The sequence below is a fragment of the Gammaproteobacteria bacterium genome (genome assembly GCA_029862005.1).
Taxonomy (GTDB): Bacteria; Pseudomonadota; Gammaproteobacteria.
Genome location: JAOTYD010000001.1, coordinates 1 through 21,056 on the forward strand (window position 1 = coordinate 1; position 21,056 = coordinate 21,056).

Annotated in this window: 20 protein-coding genes; 15 read left to right on the forward strand and 5 right to left on the reverse strand. The window is 53.1% G+C overall.

The genetic code is table 11. The features are described from left to right. Nucleotides 1-493: 493 nt before the first annotated feature. The 4 genes from OES20_00005 to OES20_00020 form a co-directional block, all read right to left on the reverse strand. Nucleotides 494-700 carry an addiction module protein gene (locus OES20_00005; protein MDH3633062.1) on the reverse strand — a complete coding sequence of 69 codons (207 nt, stop codon included), beginning with the start codon at nt 698-700 and terminating at the stop codon, nt 494-496. A gap of 157 nt (nt 701-857) precedes the next feature. Continuing rightward, nucleotides 858-1,880 (reverse strand): hypothetical protein, encoded by a 1,023-nt coding sequence (locus OES20_00010; protein MDH3633063.1) that lies wholly within the window; start codon nt 1,878-1,880, stop codon nt 858-860. 66 nt (nt 1,881-1,946) lie between these two features. After that, nucleotides 1,947-2,315 carry a hypothetical protein gene (locus tag OES20_00015; GenBank protein MDH3633064.1) on the reverse strand — a complete coding sequence of 123 codons (369 nt, stop codon included), beginning with the start codon at nt 2,313-2,315 and terminating at the stop codon, nt 1,947-1,949. A 178-nt stretch (nt 2,316-2,493) separates the two neighbouring features. After that, a complete protein-coding gene (locus tag OES20_00020) occupies nt 2,494-2,931 on the reverse strand; it encodes a hypothetical protein (GenBank protein ID MDH3633065.1) in 438 nt (145 codons plus the stop codon). Nucleotides 2,932-3,694: 763 nt separating this feature from the next. Between OES20_00020 and OES20_00025 the strand changes: the two genes are divergently transcribed. Both OES20_00025 and OES20_00030 read left to right on the forward strand, forming a co-directional pair. Then, nucleotides 3,695-4,687, forward strand: a complete 993-nt coding sequence (locus tag OES20_00025) for an integron integrase (GenBank protein ID MDH3633066.1) — start codon at nt 3,695-3,697, stop codon at nt 4,685-4,687. 54 nt (nt 4,688-4,741) lie between these two features. Further along, a complete protein-coding gene (locus tag OES20_00030) occupies nt 4,742-5,410 on the forward strand; it encodes an alpha/beta hydrolase (protein MDH3633067.1) in 669 nt (222 codons plus the stop codon). Between the two features lie 2 nt (nt 5,411-5,412). Here OES20_00030 and argH read toward each other — a convergent pair whose 3' ends face one another. Continuing rightward, nucleotides 5,413-6,801 carry an argininosuccinate lyase gene (argH, locus tag OES20_00035; GenBank protein MDH3633068.1) on the reverse strand — a complete coding sequence of 463 codons (1,389 nt, stop codon included), beginning with the start codon at nt 6,799-6,801 and terminating at the stop codon, nt 5,413-5,415. Between the two features lie 105 nt (nt 6,802-6,906). Here argH and OES20_00040 point away from each other — a divergent pair, with 105 nt between their 5' ends. The 13 genes from OES20_00040 (at nt 6,907) to OES20_00100 (ending at nt 21,045) form a co-directional block, all read left to right on the forward strand. Beyond that, nucleotides 6,907-7,965, forward strand: a complete 1,059-nt coding sequence (locus OES20_00040; protein ID MDH3633069.1) for a histidine kinase — start codon at nt 6,907-6,909, stop codon at nt 7,963-7,965. Then, entirely contained in the window at nt 7,962-8,693 is a 732-nt protein-coding gene (locus OES20_00045; protein ID MDH3633070.1) for a LytTR family DNA-binding domain-containing protein, read from the forward strand. Before OES20_00040 ends, OES20_00045 begins: the two co-directional genes overlap by 4 nt. 5 nt (nt 8,694-8,698) lie before the next feature. Then, complete coding sequence (gene hemC / locus OES20_00050; protein ID MDH3633071.1) at nt 8,699-9,631, forward strand: hydroxymethylbilane synthase; 933 nt, start codon at nt 8,699-8,701, stop codon at nt 9,629-9,631. A gap of 2 nt (nt 9,632-9,633) precedes the next feature. Next, a complete protein-coding gene (locus tag OES20_00055) occupies nt 9,634-10,413 on the forward strand; it encodes a uroporphyrinogen-III synthase (GenBank protein ID MDH3633072.1) in 780 nt (259 codons plus the stop codon). 19 nt (nt 10,414-10,432) lie between these two features. Continuing rightward, entirely contained in the window at nt 10,433-11,710 is a 1,278-nt protein-coding gene (locus OES20_00060) for a uroporphyrinogen-III C-methyltransferase (GenBank protein ID MDH3633073.1), read from the forward strand. After that, entirely contained in the window at nt 11,703-12,896 is a 1,194-nt protein-coding gene (locus OES20_00065; GenBank protein MDH3633074.1) for a heme biosynthesis protein HemY, read from the forward strand. Before OES20_00060 ends, OES20_00065 begins: the two co-directional genes overlap by 8 nt. 17 nt (nt 12,897-12,913) lie before the next feature. Beyond that, a complete protein-coding gene (locus tag OES20_00070; GenBank protein ID MDH3633075.1) occupies nt 12,914-13,687 on the forward strand; it encodes a methyltransferase domain-containing protein in 774 nt (257 codons plus the stop codon). Nucleotides 13,688-13,717: 30 nt separating this feature from the next. Then, complete coding sequence (locus OES20_00075; GenBank protein MDH3633076.1) at nt 13,718-14,077, forward strand: GFA family protein; 360 nt, start codon at nt 13,718-13,720, stop codon at nt 14,075-14,077. A gap of 28 nt (nt 14,078-14,105) precedes the next feature. Further along, nucleotides 14,106-15,638 (forward strand): choline-sulfatase, encoded by a 1,533-nt coding sequence (gene betC / locus OES20_00080; GenBank protein MDH3633077.1) that lies wholly within the window; start codon nt 14,106-14,108, stop codon nt 15,636-15,638. Next, nucleotides 15,635-17,491: a HAMP domain-containing histidine kinase gene (locus tag OES20_00085; protein MDH3633078.1), complete on the forward strand. Its 1,857-nt coding sequence runs from the start codon at nt 15,635-15,637 to the stop codon at nt 17,489-17,491. The genes betC and OES20_00085 overlap by 4 nt, the downstream gene beginning before the upstream one ends. Beyond that, nucleotides 17,488-17,943 (forward strand): response regulator, encoded by a 456-nt coding sequence (locus OES20_00090; protein ID MDH3633079.1) that lies wholly within the window; start codon nt 17,488-17,490, stop codon nt 17,941-17,943. The genes OES20_00085 and OES20_00090 overlap by 4 nt, the downstream gene beginning before the upstream one ends. Before the next feature lie 105 nt (nt 17,944-18,048). Then, nucleotides 18,049-18,882 (forward strand): HDOD domain-containing protein, encoded by an 834-nt coding sequence (locus OES20_00095; GenBank protein ID MDH3633080.1) that lies wholly within the window; start codon nt 18,049-18,051, stop codon nt 18,880-18,882. Nucleotides 18,883-18,948: 66 nt separating this feature from the next. Beyond that, a complete protein-coding gene (locus OES20_00100; GenBank protein ID MDH3633081.1) occupies nt 18,949-21,045 on the forward strand; it encodes an EAL domain-containing protein in 2,097 nt (698 codons plus the stop codon). Nucleotides 21,046-21,056 lie beyond the last annotated feature (11 nt).

Genomic DNA, 21,056 nt, shown 5'->3' on the forward strand with positions numbered 1-21,056 from the left:
GGTCCTGATAGTGAACCCTAATGTAAGCAGTCTCGATCCAACCAATTTCCTTTTGCCGCTTGTCGCTAAGTTGCGTCATTAACTCCGATAAATCGCTGCGCAGTTGGTTTAGGTCGTAATCTATATTGGGAAGAGTAGCCATAAGACGCCTAACGCTCAAATCAGCGGCGCGGCGTCAGCCGCGTCCGTCTGCATTTGCTTGTTATGTTCTATCTTTCCAGTTATTAGGGTCACGGCTACCGTGCATTACTGCGACAATTGATACAAGAGCATTTTCTGCTCTGTAGTAAATTCCAAATGGAAATTTCTTAATGACGGCTCTTCGAGTATTCGATGAACCACGGGAAACATTTCAGGATTTCGCCAATTAGGTCGCAGATCGACAAAACTTCGTCCAAAAATTCTGCTCCCAATCCTTATCTTTGAGTCTCATACCAGGCAGCTGCGTCTGCGACATCTGTTTCAGCATCCGGCTGGAAGTTGACTACGGACTTCACAGCCTGCTTTTTATATCCGCTATGACCTCAGAAGCTTCGCGCCCTTTGTCGCCATCCCCTTCATAGGCGTCTAGGCGTTTGTCTAGCTCCATCCTCTGAGCATCTGTCAATTCAAGTGAAGATTGTTCCGCCGCAATGCTGTCCCAGATATCTTCGACTAGTCGGATACGGTCTTCTAATGGAAGTTTTAATATGCTTGACATAGGTTAATCTCCGAGCGGTATTTTACCACCAATTACTCGTAGATGTGACATAGAACATAACGCCTGGCATCAGCGGCCAAAGTGAACGCGTAGCGGGCGCTTTGGTCCGACTGCATGCGCTTGTTAGGCGATAATGGTTGTAATTCGATATCGTTACTCATGCGCGGCCAGTTTTGCGTAACGTATTGATCATTGACGCTGCATATGTCTCGTCATTGGAAGGAGTTTCATCGCATGAATTTTCGCTGAATGCATTGGTACTGCTAAATAGATTGGGTTCCAGGAAAAATACGATGGAATGACGGACCCTGTCCCAACCTAATACTCGATGCGGCGTTGCAACGAACTTCCGAGATGACTGCGTTTCGAGGGCCTCTCCCAAATGGACAGAAAGCCCTTCACTTCTCTCGGGGACATCCAGCCACTCTCCGGTTGGCGTTTTAATTTGCAAACCTGGTTGATCTTGCCATTGGAAGGTGAGCCCGCCATTGTCGGTATGTTTTTTTCCGATAACGTTTTGATTTTGCCCAGTTGGATTACCTGGATATTTCAATAGTCGCATACTCGAGCTACTGTTCTGGTATCGAGCCGCTGCGGTTGTTTCATTGACATTCAAGTAGCGCGCCATGGCGCGAATAATTCTGACACCCAATGCCTCCATTTGCGTGAATCGTGCAGTCATTTCTTCTCGCCAGTTGGGGGCGGGCTCTACTGAAGGCCAGACATTTGTTTCGGTGACCAGTTCGATATCATCTATACCGGGACCAGAGGCGGGCATTTCTGGGCCAATATCGAAGATTTCATTGTAGGCAAAACCACCGGCTCGCCTATCGACGTAGCCGCGCATACAGCGTCGACTGGTGGGGCACATTTCCCGCTTCCCCATTTCATATAGCACTGGCTGTGATAGGTCAAACAGGGAAAATAGTTTCTCGATTATTTTAGATTCTGGTTTTAACGGGGCAGGTAAGCCGACCGCCATGAATCCCCCAATGGTTTCACATGCTTTTCCTATTGCTTGATCTACAGGCACCCAGATTTCGGGCTTGTCGTCATACAACACTCGGATATCGATTATCGGTAAGGTGTTTCGTTTATTAATCACGGGTTTTGTATGGAATTTTACTGGGTTTAAAATCGAAATAATTGAAGATTTCTGAAATCGCCTAACGCTCGGCATCAGCGGCGTGGCCGTAGGCCACGTCCGTCTGCATGCCCTTGTTAGGCGCGTTTTGTTTAGTGTTACCTACTTTGTAGAATATTTGCTCGCGTAATAATAGCTGTACGTCATCAGGCTAATCAGACCAATTGCAAATAGAAACAGGACCAAATTAAATTCAACAGTTCCATCCAAAGAAAACTTCGTTCTTACGACCGTAATCAATGTTACAACGAGAATTGTTGGAATCAGTATCCATTTTCGCTCTATTGGTTTTCTATCTGCTATTAGCAACATTACAGTCCATGAGAATATGGTAACAGACGCCAGACCCATCGGATAAGCTACTTCGTCTACACCCATTCTTTCCGGTATCCACACTAAAATTGCAACAATGAAATCTGCTATTGCCGCAATCCAATAACTCAGTCTCAATAATAGAATTGATTTTGTCATATCATTTTGTCCCTAAAGACGTAGAAATCGGATACTGTCGCGGAGGTAGGGATTTGTCTAAGCGCCCTAACGCCTCGCATCAGCGGCAGACAAAGCGCGTAGCGGTTTGGCTGTCCGGCTGCATGCGCTTGTTAGGCGGCTTTGTTGGCTCATGCTTAGTAGCTGCGTCTTAGGAGCTTTATAGCTCATTGAATGTGCCTGCCTGCGTAGAATTTACACCTGCCGTTGTAGTTTCAGTTGCGACATATGTCCCAGAGAAAGCAGTATTAAATGTAAACGAATAAGCAATACTCCCACCCACAGAATCTGTTACTTTAACAGTACCACTGGCACCATTAGAGCTATAGATGTACATCCCCCATGAATCGGGAAAATTAACTCCATCACCTTGTACGGTGTACCAAGGCTGAGAACTTAAAAAAACAACGGTAAATGTGCCCGTTTTTGAGAACTCACCTGAACCAGATTCAGCTGTTACTCGATACGTTTTACCAGCTAATGTACTTGGTGCCGAAACTGCTGCTGCATCGTCATCACTGCTGCTAATACCACCAATACTGCATGATATTAATGACATAGTTAGGGAGAGAAATGAGATACAGGCCATTGCTTTCATTTTATATCTACATTGTCCTATATGGATGATTACTGTTATGACGAAGGACTCATTAAACGCCTAACGCCTCGCATCAGCGGCCGGCCGTAGGCCGGTCCGACTGCATGCGCTTGTTATGGGTAAATTTGAACTCTTTACTCAAACTGCTGAAGTACACCAATGCTAATATGAAGCCATCTATAATACTCATTACCTGAAGATACACAGTTGAAAGCTCAGTTAAGACAGTAATTCCATAAAAGAACGATGAGACAACCGAAAGGATTGTTAACCAAAGAAACGCCAATCTGGCCCAGGGCTTAAAGTAAATAAGGCCAATACTGACGACACCATAAGCAATTAGAAATGCATATGAAATGTTACTCAGTGCCTCCCAGCTAAAAACACGACCAACGTGCGCCCAAGACAATGCGTCAATTGTCTCTGGGCTGTAGAAATGCGATTCAATTCTGGGCAGGAATCCCCAAATTACATAGAGAGCCACTGATGCAATCACTAAGATTCGAAAGTAAAGTTTGAACATTTATGATTTACCCATAACAGCCTATTTAAAAGGTCTTCGACCTTTTAATATATATTAGCGGGTGGACTTGATAACTGGGGGGTTGTGTTTGGTATGTTGCCAAGTTTCTGATTTACCCACTAAATTTGTTGCTGATTATTAGATTCATTGTTATCGAGTAAATGACTCGATAATACCCTTGATTTGGCGGCTGAGGTTGGTAAGGTGGCTGGGAATAGTTTCACGAAAGGATTCGTTACTATGCCCACCTTACAAAAGCCTGTTGCCTCGCCGTTTCTTGCCTCCGTGTCTGATTATATGGCGGTGCGTCGCTATAGCAAACGCACGATCAAATCATATCTCTACTGGATCAGGTATTTTATCGTGCACCACGGTATGCGCCACCCGTCTGAAATAGGTTCGAAGGAGATTGAGCAATTCCTGACCTATCTCGCGGTGGAACGGGAGGTTTCCATTGCCACTCAGAAAATTGCGCTGAATGCGTTGGCTTTCCTGTACAACCGGGTGCTTGAAAACCCGTTGGGGGAACTGGGCAATTTCAATCGCGCCAGGCGTCAGCGCAATCTCCCGGTTGTGTTAACCCGGCTCGAGATCGCTCAGTTGCTGCAACACCTGTCAGGCACGGCCCTGTTGATTGCGTCGCTGCTCTATGGCTCGGGCTTACGCCGTACCGAAGCGGTTAGGCTAAGAGTCAAGGATATCGATTTGGAGCGCCACCAGTTACAGGTGTGGAATGGCAAGGGATACCATAACCGTTTGACCACGCTGGCACCTGAACTGGTGCCACCGTTGCGAAGCCAGATCGAAAGGGTGCGCCTGTACCTGCAGGAAGACAGCCGGCATGCGCACTATGCGGGTGTCTGGATGCCGGATGCGCTGGCGCGAAAATATTCCGCAGCGGCCAAAACCCTGGGGTGGCAGTACCTGTTCCCGTCTCCGCGCCTGGCGCTAGACTCGCACAGCAGTTTACTCCGGCGTCACCATCTCCATGAGGCCAACATCAATCGGTCAATCCGGCAGGCGGCGCGCCAGGCACGCATCGACAAGCACGTCACCAGCCATGCCCTGCGGCACTCGTTTGCCACCCACCTGCTCGAAGCGGGCGCCGACATCCGCACCGTGCAGGAGCAGCTGGGCCATCGGGATGTCAAGACGACCGAGATCTATACCCATGTGCTTAAACGCGGCGCACGTGGAGTGCGTAGCCCGTTAAGCGATTTGAATAAAACGTGATGGATTGGCACGGCACCGCTATAATCCGGCCTTGGTTTTTGAGCGAGATCCGTAATGGCTGACGAATCCCTGGTAATTGACACCGGCGTGCACGCGCCTGATGCCTGCGTCATCTGGTTGCATGGCCTCGGCGCCGATGGTCACGATTTTGAGCCCATCGTGCCTGAACTGCGTCTCGACCCCGGCCTCAACATCCGCTTCGTTTTTCCGCACGCGCCGATGATGCCGGTCACCATCAACCAGGGTTTCGTGATGCGCGCCTGGTTTGATATCGGTACTGCAGACATCAGCGCCGAGGTCGACGAGAAGGGTATTCGTGCATCTGCCAACCTGGTCGATAAGCTCATCGATGCCGAAATTGCCAGTGGCATTGCACCTGAGCGCATCGTGCTTGCCGGTTTCTCGCAGGGTGGCGCCATTGTATTACACGCCGGCCTGCGTTACGGCAAGCAACTTGCCGGTATTATCGCTTTATCGAGTTTCCTGCCGCTCGCGGAAACACTGGAGCGCGAAAAGTCCAAGGTCAATGCAGGCCTTCCAATTCTGCTGGCGCATGGATCGGCTGACCCCGTGGTGCCGGTTGTCCTCGCTTACGAGACCCGTGGCGAGCTTGAAAAGCACGGTTACGCGGTTGAATGGCATGAGTACAAGGGCATGGCACACAGCGTTTCGGAACAGGAAATCTTCCATCTCGCCGAGTGGCTTGAACAGAGAATTATATAACCTTAGTCCTTGATTCTTTCGCGGCCAGCGTTGACCTGGAACAGCACCTGTTCGGGCGCGGTTCCGCCGGTGATGTTGCGCGCATTGATTGAGCCTTCGAGCGTCAGCACCTCGAACACATCCTCTTCGATGCGCTTGTCGAACTTCTGCAATTCTTTCAACGTGCATGCACTGAGATCCTTGCCTTGCTTGATCGCAAATGCGACAGCCTTGCCGACTGCTTCGTGTGCGTCGCGGAAGGTCACGCCTTTTTTGACCAGGTAATCGGCGAGATCGGTCGCGGTCGCATACCCCTGTTGCGCGGCCTGGTAGGTTTTTTCCCGGTTGACACTTAGTGCGGGCACCATGTCGGCGAACGCGCGCAGCGAATCGATCAAGGTGTCGAGGGTGTCGAACAACGGCTCCTTGTCTTCCTGGTTATCCTTGTTATACGCAAGCGGTTGCGCTTTCATCAGCATCAACAGGCTCATCAGGTGTCCGCTCACGCGCGCGGATTTACCACGCACCAGCTCGGGCACGTCCGGGTTTTTCTTTTGCGGCATGATCGAAGAGCCCGTGCAATAGCGATCGGGCAGCTGGATAAAATCGTACTGTGCACTCGACCACAGCACCAGCTCCTCGGCCATGCGCGACAGGTGCATCATGCAGATCGCGGCAGCAGCGCAAAATTCGATCGCGAAATCGCGATCGCTAACCGCGTCGATCGAGTTGCGGCTGGGCATGTCAAAGCCCAGTAGTTCGGCCGTGTACTCCCGGTCGAGTTCGAAAGAAGTGCCAGCCAAAGCGGCACTGCCCAGCGGCATCTGGTTCATGCGTACCGCGCAGTCTGACAGTCGTCCATGGTCGCGATCGAGCATTTCAAACCAGGCCAGCATGTGATGCCCGAAACTTACCGGTTGGGCGACCTGCAGGTGGGTAAAGCCGGGCATAATGGTTTCGACTTCGCGTTCGGCAACATCGAGCAGCCCGTTTTGAAAGCTGCGAATACCTTGCATGCAAACCGTGATCTGTTCACGCAGGTAAAGTCGAATATCGGTTGCGATCTGATCATTGCGCGAGCGACCGGTGTGCAGTTTCTTGCCGGCATCGCCGATCAGTTCGGTCAGGCGTGCCTCGATGTTCATATGCACGTCTTCGAGTGCCACCGACCAGGCGAACTTGCCGGCGTCGATTTCTTCACGAATTTGCTGCAGACCGTACTTGATTGCGGTCAGCTCATCCGAACTGAGCACGCCGATGTGTTTCAGCATCATGGCATGGGCGCGTGAACCTTCGATATCGGCATGCGCGAGCCGCCGATCGAAACCGACCGAAGCAGTAAAGGCCTGCACGAACTCGTCGGTGGGTTGATTGAAGCGCCCGCCCCACATGCGGGTATCATCTTTGCTCATTGATTTCAGGTCGTTTGGCAGTCGTAAAATTGTGCGTAATACGGCAGCACATTGTGCTAGATATTGTTGTATGCTTGCAGCGCGGGACGAACAAATCAACTCTTTATGCCAGATAATACAGAAAAAAGTATACCCGGCTCCAAAAACTCGACTTACCTGCCCAACTTCTGCGATGGCGAGGCATTTTTACGCCTGTTGCTGGTGGTCGAATTGATCGCGATTGTATTCGCACTGGTCAGCTTCGGTGGCGGTAGCCTGTTCGTGCATATCTCGCTAATTTCGGTTGCGATGCTGTGGGTTGGCATGGCGACCGCGGCGGTGTTATGCGTGCTAATGCGTAAGAGTTGGCTCGGTAGTCATCTGCGCACCACGATCATCGCAATTTCGACAACCCTGCTGATGACCTTGCTGGTCAGTTTCGGGAGTTTGAGCATGGGTGAAATGCTACGCTTTGGACCCACCGCGCAGGATGTCGGTTATACGTTGACGCGCAACCTGGCGGTAGCGGCAATCCTGATCGGTCTCGCGTTGCGTTACTTTTACCTCCACTACGAGTCCGATCAACGCCTTCAGGTGCAGGCACAGGCGCGACTGCAGGCACTGCAGGCGCGCATACGACCGCATTTCCTGTTCAACAGCATGAATACCATCGCCAGTCTTACCCATGACCAGCCGGATCTCGCCGAACAGGCGATTGAGAATCTGTCGGACCTGTTTCGAGCAAGCCTGGCGGCTGAGTCCAGTATCTCCCTGCAACAGGAACTCGAGTTGACGCGCAGCTATATCGAGCTCGAGGCCCTGCGCCTGGGCGATCGGCTCGAGCTGATCTGGAAACTGCCATCACCGCCACCATCACTTAACCTGCCGGCGCTGACCCTGCAACCGCTGGTGGAAAACGCGATATACCATGGGATTGAACCCCTGCCCACCGGTGGCATCATCGAGATCGAAATTCGTCAATCTGACACCGATACTGAAATACTAATCTCCAACCCGGTGATACCGGTACAACAGTCGGAACGCCGCCAGGGTAATCGCATGGCGATGGAGAATATTAAGGAACGCCTGGCGCTGGCTTTTGATGGACTGGCTTCAATGGCGTTATCCGAGACTGAGACACGCTATACTATAAAGTTAACGATTCCAACGGCGGAGACTTCGTGAAAATCCTGATAGTCGACGATGAAAAGCCGGCACGTGATCGCCTGGCGCGCATGGTAGGCGAACTCGATGCACATGAGCTGGTGGGCGAGGCGGTTAACGGGCTCGAGGCACTCGGCATGGCGCAAAGCCTGGAACCCGATATCGTGCTACTCGATATCCGGATGCCGGGCATGGATGGCATTGAAGCCGCGCGCCATATCGCCAAGCTCGATGAACCACCAGCGGTCATTTTTATTACCGCGTTTTCGGACCATGCCCTCGAAGCCTTCGAAACCCATGCGGTCGACTACCTGCTGAAGCCGGTCAAGCAGGAGCGCCTGCAGGCGGCGCTGGATGCAACCATCCGTCCGACCCGCGCCCAGGCCTCCCGCAGCAACGGTGTGCTGTCAGGGCTCGAGGCGCGCCAGCATATTTGTGCACGGGTACGCGGCAGCCTAGTGCTGGTACCGATCGATAACATCTATTATTTTCACGCCGAACAGAAATATGTCACCGTACGCCATACCGAGGGCGAGGTTTTGATCGAGGACGCGCTCAAGGGCCTTGAGTCCGAGTTTGGCGACCGCTTCCATCGCATCCATCGTAACGCGCTGGTCAGCCTGTCGCGACTGGCCGGGATGCAATCCGAAAATGACGGCCACCGGGTCATCTTCCGCGATATTGACGATACCCTCGAAGTCAGCCGCCGGCATTTGCCGGGCGTGCGCAAGATTATCAGGAACCTGTAACGGGTATGACCGAGACCCGATCTGAATTGCGCATCGCTACCCGTGCCAGCCCGCTGGCGCTGTGGCAGGCAGAGCATGTGGCGGCTCGTCTCGAAGCATTGCATTCACATCTCAAGGTTTCGCTGGTGACGATGAAAACCCGCGGCGACAAGATGCTCGATTCACCGCTTGCCAAGGTTGGCGGCAAGGGCCTGTTTGTCAAGGAGCTGGAGCAGGGTTTGCTCGACGGTCGCGCCGACCTGGCGGTGCATTCACTCAAGGATGTGCCGGTACATTTTCCGGACGGGCTTGAGCTCGCACTCGTTATGGAACGTGAAGACCCGCGCGATGCCTTCGTTTCGAATCGGTATGCCAGGCTCTCCGAAATGCCTGATGGCACGCTGGTCGGCACTTCCAGCCTGCGTCGTCAGACCCAGTTACGTGAACGTTATCCCGGGCTGCGAGTCGACTGGTTGCGCGGCAATGTCAATACCCGCCTGTCGAAACTTGATGCCGGCGAGTTCGATGCCATTATCCTCGCGGCAGCGGGATTGCAGCGCCTCGGCTTTGCCGAGCGCATCAAGGTCGCGATTGAGCCTGAAGAGTGCCTGCCAGCTATTGGCCAGGGCGTGCTCGGTATCGAGATTCGTGGCGATGACCAGCAACTGCGCGAACTGATTGCGCCGCTTGAGCATACTGAAACCACGCTCCGGATCGTGGCCGAGCGTGCCTTGAATCAAACCCTGAATGGTGGCTGCCAGGTACCGATCGCCGGGTATGCGGTACTTGAGCAGGATCAGATATACCTGCGGGGGTTGGTGGGGGAGCCCGACGGCAGTAAAATTCTACGAGCCGAAATCCGCGGTAACCGCTCCGAGGCGCACGATCTGGGAGTACAACTGGCACATCAACTGCTGGCACAGGGTGCCGATAGCATTCTCGCCAGGCTACGGGATTAAGTATGGTGTCAGGGCTGCAGGGCCAGGTAATTCTGAATACCCGGCCTCGGCATCAGCAGGCCGAACTCACCGCGCTACTCGAGCGGGATGGTGCGCGGGTCTTGTCGTTTCCGGTAATTGAAATCGCACCAATTGAAAATCCTGACCTTGAACAACGCCTGGCCCGGGAGATCCCGCAGTTCGATATCCTATTGTTTGTCAGTCGTAACGCGGTCGATGGCGCATTTCGTATGCTCGACGCGTCGCGGCTTGCATCGAACCGGTCTTTTGGCGTGATCGGTACAGCGACACGACGCGCGCTGGCCGACCGGGTCGCGAACCTGGATCAGTGCCTGGTCGCGGGCGAACCCTATAACAGTGAAGCCTTGCTTGATGCCGATGAATTGCAGCAGGTTGCAGGTAAACGCATTATGATTTTTCGCGGTCAACAGGGGCGCAACCTGCTCGGAGAAGAACTGGTTGCACGCGGTGCCGAGGTCCGCTATTGCGAGGTCTATCGCCGCGAGCTGCCGCAACGTGATCTATCTGCCTTCAATCGACTGGTTGCCGAGACGTTTCCAACGCTTGCAATATTGACCAGCAACGAGGGCATGCATAACCTGTTTGAGCTGGTGGATGCCGATGCCGCGGAGCGATTACGCCAGATCCCGTGGCTTTTGATCAGCGAAAGAATGCGTGAATCGGCGTTGAAACTGGGACATAATGCGACCATCGTTATCGCACGCAGCGCCAGCGACGAAGGCGTTCAGCAGTCGATAAGCGAATGGGCTGATCAGCGATAACATCGACACTAACCAGAATATGATTAAAGAAGAATCATCAGGCGACAAGGAAACCGGTACCGAGGTCCAGTCTACCGATACGGATAACGCGGAGACAAGCGATCTCGAAATCGAGCTTGAAACTGAAGAATCTGGCAATGGCGAAATTTCGCCGGCAGCTGAACCCGAGGGAGAGGCACCTGTAGAATCCGATACCTCGTCCGAACCCGGAGACGAGGTACCCGAAGAAGCTGAAATCTCGCCCGAGCCCAAACCCGAGACAGAACAGAATGTACCGCCTAAACCGCGCCGCTCCTGGTTCGGCTTTTTCAATTTCCTGTTAATCCTGGTGCTCGCGGGTGCCGCGGGTTATTACTGGTGGCAACAGCAACAGGTCGCTCGAGACTATGAGTCCGCACTCACCGATCTCGAACAGCAACTCGCCAGCAAGGCTGAAAATGCCCGGCTCGAATCCAGCCTGTCGCCCCTTAAAAGCGATCTCGGCAGTCTCGGCAGAAAGCTCGACGAGCTCGGGGTCGAACAGCAGGGCTTGCGGGAGTCGAGCGAAAAGCTCTACGAGCTGTATGGTCGCGACAAGAATGACTGGCAGCTTGCAGAAGTCGAGTACCTGATGCGTGTAGCCCAGCACAAGCTGATCCTGCAGGACGACTTCGAAGGTGCCGCGATCACGCTGCAGGCGGCCAGTGACCGGATCGCGCTCACCGCTGATCCCGGTTTATTGCCGGTCCGGGTCAAGATCAGCGAGGAAATCGCCGACCTCAAAACACGCAAGCGCGCCGACCTGGTGGGCATGACGCTGATCCTGGCGCAATTGCGGCGCCAGGTGCGGGTGCTTGAACCCGGCTTCGCGTTGCGCGTGGACGAACCTGCCTCGCCAGCACCGGAAACTCCGGCATCACAGGACTGGTTCGATCGGTTCAACGCGTTTATCGATTCATTGGTCAAGGTGCGCAACGAGGCAACCCAGCCTTCCGAGATCGAGGCCAATATTGCCGATGTCGGTGAAACCCTGGAAGACAACCTGAAGCTTGCGCGCTGGGCGGTGCTCGAGCGTGACGGCAGGCAGTACCTGCGTTTGATCGAGCAGAGCCTGCGCCTGTTTCGCGAATTCTACGATCTCGATAACGCGGCCAACCATGACTTCATGACCCAGTTGCAGGAACTGCAGAAAATGGAGTTAAAACCGGAAAAACCGGACATCACCGGTTCGTTGCGCGAATTGCTGCGCATTCTAAGCCAGCGTGAGAACGAACCGCAACCCGATGCAACCGAAGCCCCGGAGCCTGACAATGGTTAAGTTTATCGTCGGCCTGTTAATCCTGGTAATTCTGGTGCTCGGCGCCGTATTGCTGGTGCGCGAAGATCCGGGTTTCCTGTTGCTGCGTTACCGTGATTACTCGGTTGAAACCACGCTTGCGTTTGCGCTGGCAGCGCTGATCGTAGTGGTGATCGCGATTTATTATGCACTCCGGTTCCTGCGCGGCATCTGGCGCCTGCCCCGCACGGTGCGTCGCCAGTCGCAAAACCGGCGTTATGCCCGGGCAAGGCGGCAACTTAACATGGGTCTGATCGACCTCGCCGAGGGACGATTCGAAAAGGCGGAGGTTCAGTTGATGCGCCTCGTCGATCACAGCGATAGCCCGCTGGTGCATTATCTTGCGGCGGCCCGCGCGGCCCAACTGCAGGGCAAACACGACGCCAGGGATAATTACCTGAAGGATGCCCACGAAGCCAATCCCGATGCGGAGCTCGCGATCGGTGTTACCCAGGCCGAACTCCAGCTTGCGCATAAGCAGACCGAGCAGGCATTGGCGACGTTGACCCATCTGCACAGTATCGCGCCGCGCCACGACTACGTGACCATGTTACTGGCACGCGCCTACCATGATCTGAAAGACTGGGGGGCGTTGGTTGAAATTCTGCCGGAGGTGAGACGCAAGAAATTGTTCAAGGAAGCGCGAATCAAGGAGATCGAACAGGCGACCTACCGCGGAATACTTGATCAGTCCCGCGATGACCAGCAAGGTTTTGAACAGGCCTGGAGTAAAATTCCCAAGGACCTGCAATCGGATGTTGTCATGACACGCTACTATCTCGACCTGGTGGCGAGCCAGGGCTGGCGCAGCAGTAAAGCCGAGCAGCTCTTCCTGAAATCGCTGGATAATCAATGGGATGACGAGTTGATAGAGAGCTACGGTCGATTCGAAGCGAAAGACGCGAACCTGCAACTGTCGCGCGCCGAAAAATGGCTCGATGACTTCGGTCAGAATGAAAATCTGCTGTTGGCGCTGGGGCGGATTGCGATGCGCGCGCGTCTGTGGGGTAAAGCCCAGGGCTATTTTGAAGCCAGTATTGGCGCCAGGGCAACACCGGCTGCCTGCCTCGCACTTGCAGAGCTGTTCGAGGACCAGTTACAACAGCCCGATAAGGCTGCCCATTATTACCAGCAGGGACTCAAGCTCAGTCTTGAAAAAAATTCCTGAAGTAGGTTTCAGGAGATATGGAAACCTATGATAAAAAAGCAGCCGAGCTGATCGAGCGCAGCTACCGGACCCCCGAAATTGTGAATCAACGGTTGCGCACGCTGGCCGCGCTCGCGCTTGCCAACGGTGAATCCGTTCTTGATGCCGGGTGCGGCACCGGGCTACTGCTGGAACAGGAGGCACTTGCCGTGGGTCCCGAGGGGCGAGCCGAGGGAGTTGATTTTAGCGAGGCAATGCTGGCCCACGCGCGCCGGCGTTGTGGTGGGCTCGAACAGGTCAACCTGCAGCAGGGTAGTATTGAAACCCTGCCATTCGACGAGGCCAGTTTCGATGCACTGAGTTGCACCCAGACCTTGCTCTACGTAAAGGACCTGGAAAAAGCGCTGGCCGAGTTTTATCGTCTGCTAAGGCCGGGTGGACGCATCGCCATCATCGAAACCGACTGGAGCGGTGCGATCATCAACAGCCTTGACCAGTCCGTGACTCGCAAAATTCTTGATTCCTGGGGACGCGCCGTGATTAATCCGAGCCTGCCGCGCCGCTTGCGTCCCATTCTCAGGAAATTCGGCTTCGACGCAGTGCGCGTGGAAGCAATACCGGTACTCAACGCAAGTTACACGGAGAACAGTTTCTCGGCGAACATGCTGCAAAATTTTGCCAGTGCAGCACGCAAGGTGGATGCTATCTCGGCGGAGGAATCCGAGACCTGGCTCGAAGGTATCGAGCGTATTATTCAGGCGGACGAATACTTTTTTTGTGTTAACCGATTCCTGTTTACCGCGATAAGATAGGGTCGGAGTCAATTTCTGTGGGGAGAAGTCATGACACATCACTACGAAGGTAGCTGCCACTGCGGCGCAGTCAGGTTTGCTTACGATGGTGAGGAAATCACGCAGGCACTGCGCTGCACCTGCTCGATTTGCCGGCGCAAGGGCGCGCTGATGAGTACCGAAGCGATCCCGGTGGAGGCGCTTAAAATCGAGGCCAACCCTGACGATATAGGGCTTTACCAGTTCGGTAGCAAAGTTGCCAAGCACTACTTCTGTAAACACTGCGGTATTTACACCCATAACGAAATGCTACGCATTCCGGGTCATTGCCGTGTTAACCTCGGTTGTATCGACGATATCGATACCAGCGACATGGAAGTTACCGTGTTTGATGGTAAAAACCTGCTCTAGATTGCGACTCGACCGGTAGATTACCGATATGCAGAACATCCTCATCGTGATGGCCGACCAGCTCAGCGCGCTCGCGCTGGGTTGCTATCAAAATGCCGTTGTCAAAAGCCCGCATATCGATCGACTCGCTGAAGAGGGCGTGATTTTCAACGCGGCTTATAGTTCGAGTCCGTTGTGCACGCCGGCACGCTATGCATTTATGACCGGCCAGAACGTCTCTGCCTGCGGCGGCTTCGACAACGCCTCCTACCTGCCTGCCACGATGCCGACTTTTGCGCACTACCTGCGCCTGATGGGCTACCGCACCTGTCTCTCGGGCAAGATGCATTTTGTCGGGCCGGATCAGCTACATGGTTTCGAGGATCGCGTCACCACGGATATTTACCCGGCCGATTTCGGCTGGATTCCCGACTGGACAAAACCCGACGAGCGCATCGACCTGTGGTATCACAACATGTCCAGCGTGAAACAGGCCGGCGTTGCAGCGATCACCAATCAGCTGGCTTACGATGATGAAGTTGGCGCGCAGGCACTGCGCGTGCTTTACGATCATGCGCGCGGTGAAGATGAACGCCCGCTGTGCCTGGTGACGAGCTTTATTCATCCACACGATCCCTACGCCACGCGGCAACAGTACTGGGATCTGTACCAAGACGTCGATATACCGCTGCCCTCGGTCCCGCGCCCGTCGCAGCAGGATGCACACAACGCACGCCTGGAAAAAGCGATTGCGCTGGATGCGGTCGATATCCAGGAGCAGGACATTCTGAACGCGCGTCGGGCCTACTACGGTAACGTCAGTTATGTCGATGAATGGGTAGGACGATTGCGCTCAACCCTTGACGAGTGCGGTATGGGGGATAACACGACAATCATGTTTACCTCGGATCACGGCGACATGCTGGGTGAATTTGGACTTTGGTACAAAATGAGTTTTCGGGAATGGTCAAATCGCATTCCGATGATTGTGCACCAGCCGCAGCGCTTCAAAGCGCGGCAGGTGAAGGCGCCGGTAGCACAGGTCGATGTTTTACCGACGTTGATCGATATCGCTGCCGAGGCCACGGGCAGTGAAAAACCGTTACCGATCGACCCGCTGCACGGACGTTCGCTGGTGCCACTTTGCGATGGTGATGCCAGCGGCGATCCTGATGCCTGTGTCAGTGAGTATCTGGCTGAGGGTACCGGCGCCCCAATGCTGATGATAAGACGGGGACAGTATAAATACATTTCCTGCAACACTGATCCCGAACAGTTATTCGATCTGGACGAGGATCCCAACGAACTGGAAAATTTGCAGCATCACGAGCGGCTCGAAAGTTTTCGTCGTGAAGCTGCGGACTACTGGGACGCTGCGGCACTTCGGGAATCGGTTATTCGTGACCAGCAGCGTCGGCGCGCGGTGCACGCGGCGTTGAGGGTCGGTCGTTACCAGAGCTGGGATTTCAACCCGACGCGGGAGGCATCGGAAGAGTATACCCGCAGCCATTTGGATTTGACCCGTTTTGACATTACCTCTCGTTTCCCGAGACCGGCGGCATTTAATCCGAAAAGAAAATGAATCTATCCAGGCTTAAGCTGCGGCAGAAATTGTTGATTTTATTATTCAGCGTTGGCGGTATCGGACTTTCCGCTTACGTCATCGTGATCGCGTTTGCCGATCAACAATTGTCCGATAAATTTATTCCCGAGAATCGTTACTTGCGCGATGTTGAATCAAGATCTACGTTGTTGCTCCAGAATCACTTTCGTTTCATGCTGACACCCGACATGGTCATCGCTGATGGTTTTGAACAGGACTTGAATTTGATCAGGGAAAGTCTCGCCACTTATACGCATTTGACTAAAGCCGAGCCCGCGAAGGAAGAACTGGCAGCCGCCATCGCAACCACCATTGATGCGTTGGAAACGACAGGTAATGAAATGATTGCCTCCCGACGCGACTTCACCAGAATTTTTACCCGGCAATATCAACTTGAAAACGATATCGATCAGGTGTTTATGCAATACCGCGCCGCTATCAGTGTTGATATCGGAATCGCGATCGAAAACCAGAATTGGCGTGAATTAACCAGGGACTATATGCCGGAATTGCGCATGATCGACAATATCAACCAGCTTTTCCTGGCCTTGTCGCTTAAGACGCGTAAATATCAGATTGACTCCGGCAACGATCTAATTATTAGTGAAATTGAAGCGCTGAAACAGCGCATAAAGTCATCCAACGCGATGCTGGAACTTTACGCATCGAGTTCGAGTATAAGGGCGCGACTATCGGCACAAATTCTGGTTATTTATCAGGATCTGATTAACATTGTTGATGAATTTACCATGGCCCAGAAGCAGGCTGGGCTTGCGCTTGCCCGTGCCGAACAGACCGGCATTGATCTAAATGAGATCATGCAGCAGGCGATTGCCGCTAGCGAGACGGTCGGCTGGCGTGATTTGCGATTGTCCTTGTTTACATCGGGCAGCATTATATTTTTGACGCTAATCATCGGGTACCTGTTGATTTATTTAGGCCTGGATAGAATCCTGAAGCCTCTCGAGAGCCTGCAGCAGGTTATCGATCGCCTGGGTGAAGGCGACCTTAAACAACGTTCGATTAGTACCGGTAGAGCTGATGAAGTCGGCCTGCTGGCGGATGCTTTTAATCGTATGGCCGATGAGCTTGAAGATAATGTCGGCCAAAAGCAGCGGTTCATTGATCAGCTTGAGCAGAAGAATATGGAGCTTGAGCAGTTTAGCTATAGCATTTCGCACGAATTGAAATCCCCGCTGGTCACCATGAGTGGTTTTGTCGGGCTGCTGGAAAAGGATCTGGCAGAGGATAATCGGGATCGAATCGAGAACGATATGAGCAGGATTCTGAATGCGATCAATATTATGGGAAAACAACTCGATGATTTACTCGAATTATCGCGAGTCGGTCGAATTACGGCCCCCCCTGCCTCTTTTTCGATTACCAGTCTGTGCCTGGAGGTAAAGGAAATGATGCAGGGTATGATCAATGAGCATAATGCATTGATTGAGATAGAAGACGAAATGCCTCAGGTGCACGCCGATCAGGCCAGGATTCGGGAAGTCATCAAGAACCTGGTAGAAAACGGCATCAAGTTTGCCTCTGTTTTGCGGCGGCCACGTATTACGATTAATGCCGAGAAGGTGGAAGACAAGATCGAGTGCCGAGTTCAGGATAACGGGCCCGGTATCGAGCCGCGCTACCAGGACAGAGTATTCGGATTGTTTGATCGTCTCGATACCGATGTTTCCGGAACCGGGATCGGACTCGCCCTGGTGAAGCGGATTATTGAAATCCACGATGGCGATATCTGGATAGAATCGCAGGGTAATGGACGCGGCTGTTGTTTTTGTTTTACGCTACCCGTTCCAGGGGAGAATCTCGAAGTATGACCACCGATGCCGCTGCCGAGCCGTTTAGACTATTACTGGTCGAAGATAATGATGCGCATGCTGAAATGGTTAAGCGCAGCTTTGAACAACACAGAATTTCAAACGTGGTTTTCCATGTTGATGATGGCCAGAAGGCACTCGATTACGTTTTTCGAGAAGGCGAATACATTGACCAGGAAAAATACCCAAGCCCGCATTGTATCCTGCTGGATCTGCGCTTACCCAGGGTGGACGGACTCGAGGTGCTGCGCCGTATAAAATCGGATGAAAAAACGCGCAAGACACCGGTCGTTATCCTGACAACTTCTGCAGCGGACAACGATATCGCGCAATCTTACAAGTACCACGCCAACAGTTATGTCGTAAAACCAATGGACTTTTCCAGGTTTGAGGCTTTGATGAAAGATCTTGTTTATTACTGGCTTGTCTGGAACCAGACTCCCTGGCGATAAGCTTGCTTGCTGCGCGGCATCGTCGTGCGGATTAATTAATTATCCCGTCTATAATTACGAATGATTTCGCAAGCCTGCGAGTAATTGGTAATTATTGGAGTCAGAGTGGAAACACCTCAGGCGTTGGTAGAAAACGTACTGCAGCTCATCAGCTTGCCTGAAATTTATCTACGCCTGCAACAAACGATCGACGATCCGGAGCACAGTCGTGAGCAAGTCGCTGGCATAATCGCTTACGATCCTTCCCTGAGCGCACGCGTTTTGCGCATTGCCAATAGTTCCTATTATGCTTTTCCGCGGGAGATAGAAACGGTCGCGAGTGCGGTTGGCATTATCGGCGAGCTCGATTTACGTAACCTGGTGCTGGCCACCACCGTTGTCAATTCGATGAGTGCGTTAAGGTACCAGGGTATTAATATCGATGCGTTCTGGCTGCATAGCTTGCGTTGTGGAATCATCGCCCGCCTGATTGCCAAATCGATAGGAGGGTCCAATGCCGAGGTATTGTTTCTTGCCGGTATCTTGCACGACCTCGGTATTCTCGTGATCTACCAGCAGGATGCCGCCCTGGCTGACGCGGTTAAACGCCAGATCGAGGAACAGCATCAGCTTCGTGACCAGGCCGAACGCGAGGTAATGGGCTTTGATCACGCCGAGGTCGGTGCGCTGTTGATCGGCGCCTGGGGATTGTCACCAGCGCTTGTCGAACTGACGCGTTGTCACCACCAGTATCAACTGGCCCAAACCGATCGACGGTCTGCCATGATCCTGTCACTGGCAAATCTGTTGACTAACAGTGACCAGGTGTCTGCCGGCGAAACGGATATCAGACACGAATTCCTGATCGAGCAGCTCGAGCTCGATAAAAACAACCTGGTTGAGATCGTTGCAACTGGCGAACAGCAATGTGAGGAGGTCAAAAGTATTATCTTAGGATAATCGCGCGTCTGCCGATAAATCGGCCAGAAGTTTGCTTACGGGGACACCAGGTACAAACGCTGCGCCATGCCCATCCAGCCCGAATACAATATACTAGTCGTCGAGGATGACCCTCGTCATGCGTCCTTGATTAACCGGGCATTCGAAACCGAGGTCAATTACAAGCTGGTTATCACCGCTACGCTGGAACAGGCAAAGTCCCTGATTAAGCGCACTAATCCCGACTTGATCATTACCGATGTCCGCCTGCCTGATGGGCAGGGTACCGAACTTCTGGTTCCCAATGCCAACTGTCCGACTATCGTCATGTCCAGTCTAAGTGATGAAATCGTTGCGGTTAGCGCGATGAAGTCCGGTGCGTCGGAGTATATCGTCAAAACCCAGGAATCCATATCATCGTTGCCGCGCACTGCCACCCGGGTCATGCGCGAATGGCGCCTTGTTATCGACCAGAGGCTTGCCAAGGAACGTCAACAACGCCTGACCGCAATTCTCGAGGCGACCCCTGATCTGATCTGTATCGCAAACCTGGATGGCTTTCTGACCTATATCAACCAGTCGGGTCGAAAGCTGCTCGGCATCGGCGAAAACGAGGACATACGCCGCGTTCGCCTTGCCGACTTTCATTTGCCTGCCGATGGTCAGAAAATACTCAGCGAAGGAATACCCCAGGCGATGCGCGAGGGTATGTGGACGGATGAAACCACTTTTCTGTCGCTCGATGGTGAAAAAATTCTTACTTCCCAAGTACTGATTTCGCATCGAAATAATCACGGTGATATCGAGTTCTTTTCTACCATCGCACGCGATATTCGCCACCTGCGTGCCGCCGAAGAGCGTGTCGAGTTTCTCGCGTACTACGATACCCTGACCGGTTTACCGAACCGTAACGAGCTCGCCAAGCGTCTCGATATGGAGGTCGCACGGGTGCAACGCACGCTCAGTTTTGGGGCACTGCTTTTCATCGACCTGGATAACTTTAAAAACATCAACGATTCGCTCGGGCATCCTGCTGGCGACCTGGTGTTGCAGGAAATGGCGCAACGACTGAAGGCGCATGTGCGTGGGGACGATACCGTTGCGCGGCTCGGCGGGGATGAGTTTATCGTAATTCTGACCAGCTTGAGCGGGGATGGAAGGCAGGCTATGTCGCGCGCGCGTGAAATCGCCAACAAGATCCGTGACACGATCTCGATGGAATGTCGAATCCATGACGACGAGCTGCATGTCACTGCGAGCATCGGGATTTCGATGATTTCCGGGGACGATACCAGCGGTCATGACTTGTTGCGTTTTGCCGACACCGCGATGTACCAGGCCAAGCGCGAGGGACGCAACCGGCTCGAATTTTTCAGTGAAAGCATGAGCAGCGAGGTGACCCGTCAACTGGAACTCGAAAATCAACTGCATCGAGCGCTCAAGGAAGACCAGTACCGACTATTTTATCAACCGCTTGTCAATACCGCGATGAAAACGATTGGAGTAGAGGCCCTGATTCGCTGGGAGAATCCCGAGCTGGGTGTGGTCGCACCCGCTGAGTTTCTTGACGTGCTCGAATCATCGGGCCAGATTGTCGAGGTTGGTAACTGGGTCATCGAAACCGCACTCAAGCAATTAACCTTGTGGATCGATCAGGGGCTGGTCGCAAAAGACTTTATGCTGTGCATTAACATCAGTCCGCGTCAATTCCGGGATGCCCAGTTTGCAAATAATATCCATAGTCAACTCGAACGTATCAACGTTCCGACGCAAAACATCATGATGGAAGTTACCGAACACAATATTATCCATAACCTCGAAGATGCCATTTCGCGGATGCAGGAACTCATCCTCAGTGGTATCAGCTTTTCACTGGACGATTTCGGTACCGGTTATTCTTCGTTGGCGCATCTGAAAAACCTGCCGGTAAATCACATCAAGATCGATCGCTCGTTCGTCAAGGATATTTGCGACGATCCGGGCGACCAGGCCATGGTGGCGTCGATTCTGGCGCTTTCCAAGCATCTTGGTCTCGAAGTCGTTGCCGAAGGTGTCGAGGCGCTGGAACAGTTCCATCTGCTGAAGCAATATGGTTGCAAGATTTACCAGGGTTATTATTTCAGCGAGCCGCTCTCTGCAGAAAAAATAACCGATTACCTGGAGACGAATTCGCCAGAAGCCTGACGTCAATCCAG

Bases quoted from the DNA above. Each gene is read 5' to 3' on its own strand.
- argH (MDH3633068.1), bottom strand. From the start codon at position 6,801: ATGAGCAAAGATGATACCCGCATGTGGGGCGGGCGCTTCAATCAACCC.
- OES20_00075 (MDH3633076.1), top strand. From the start codon at position 13,718: ATGACACATCACTACGAAGGTAGCTGCCACTGCGGCGCAGTCAGGTTT.
- OES20_00040 (MDH3633069.1), top strand. From the start codon at position 6,907: ATGCCAGATAATACAGAAAAAAGTATACCCGGCTCCAAAAACTCGACT.
- OES20_00090 (MDH3633079.1), top strand. From the start codon at position 17,488: ATGACCACCGATGCCGCTGCCGAGCCGTTTAGACTATTACTGGTCGAA.
- OES20_00065 (MDH3633074.1), top strand. From the start codon at position 11,703: ATGGTTAAGTTTATCGTCGGCCTGTTAATCCTGGTAATTCTGGTGCTC.
- OES20_00060 (MDH3633073.1), top strand. From the start codon at position 10,433: ATGATTAAAGAAGAATCATCAGGCGACAAGGAAACCGGTACCGAGGTC.
- OES20_00030 (MDH3633067.1), top strand. From the start codon at position 4,742: ATGGCTGACGAATCCCTGGTAATTGACACCGGCGTGCACGCGCCTGAT.
- OES20_00070 (MDH3633075.1), top strand. From the start codon at position 12,914: ATGGAAACCTATGATAAAAAAGCAGCCGAGCTGATCGAGCGCAGCTAC.
- OES20_00015 (MDH3633064.1), bottom strand. From the start codon at position 2,315: ATGACAAAATCAATTCTATTATTGAGACTGAGTTATTGGATTGCGGCA.
- OES20_00025 (MDH3633066.1), top strand. From the start codon at position 3,695: ATGCCCACCTTACAAAAGCCTGTTGCCTCGCCGTTTCTTGCCTCCGTG.
- hemC (MDH3633071.1), top strand. From the start codon at position 8,699: ATGACCGAGACCCGATCTGAATTGCGCATCGCTACCCGTGCCAGCCCG.
- OES20_00055 (MDH3633072.1), top strand. From the start codon at position 9,634: ATGGTGTCAGGGCTGCAGGGCCAGGTAATTCTGAATACCCGGCCTCGG.
- OES20_00100 (MDH3633081.1), top strand. From the start codon at position 18,949: ATGCCCATCCAGCCCGAATACAATATACTAGTCGTCGAGGATGACCCT.
- betC (MDH3633077.1), top strand. From the start codon at position 14,106: ATGCAGAACATCCTCATCGTGATGGCCGACCAGCTCAGCGCGCTCGCG.
- OES20_00085 (MDH3633078.1), top strand. From the start codon at position 15,635: ATGAATCTATCCAGGCTTAAGCTGCGGCAGAAATTGTTGATTTTATTA.
- OES20_00005 (MDH3633062.1), bottom strand. From the start codon at position 700: ATGTCAAGCATATTAAAACTTCCATTAGAAGACCGTATCCGACTAGTC.
- OES20_00020 (MDH3633065.1), bottom strand. From the start codon at position 2,931: ATGAAAGCAATGGCCTGTATCTCATTTCTCTCCCTAACTATGTCATTA.
- OES20_00010 (MDH3633063.1), bottom strand. From the start codon at position 1,880: ATGCCGAGCGTTAGGCGATTTCAGAAATCTTCAATTATTTCGATTTTA.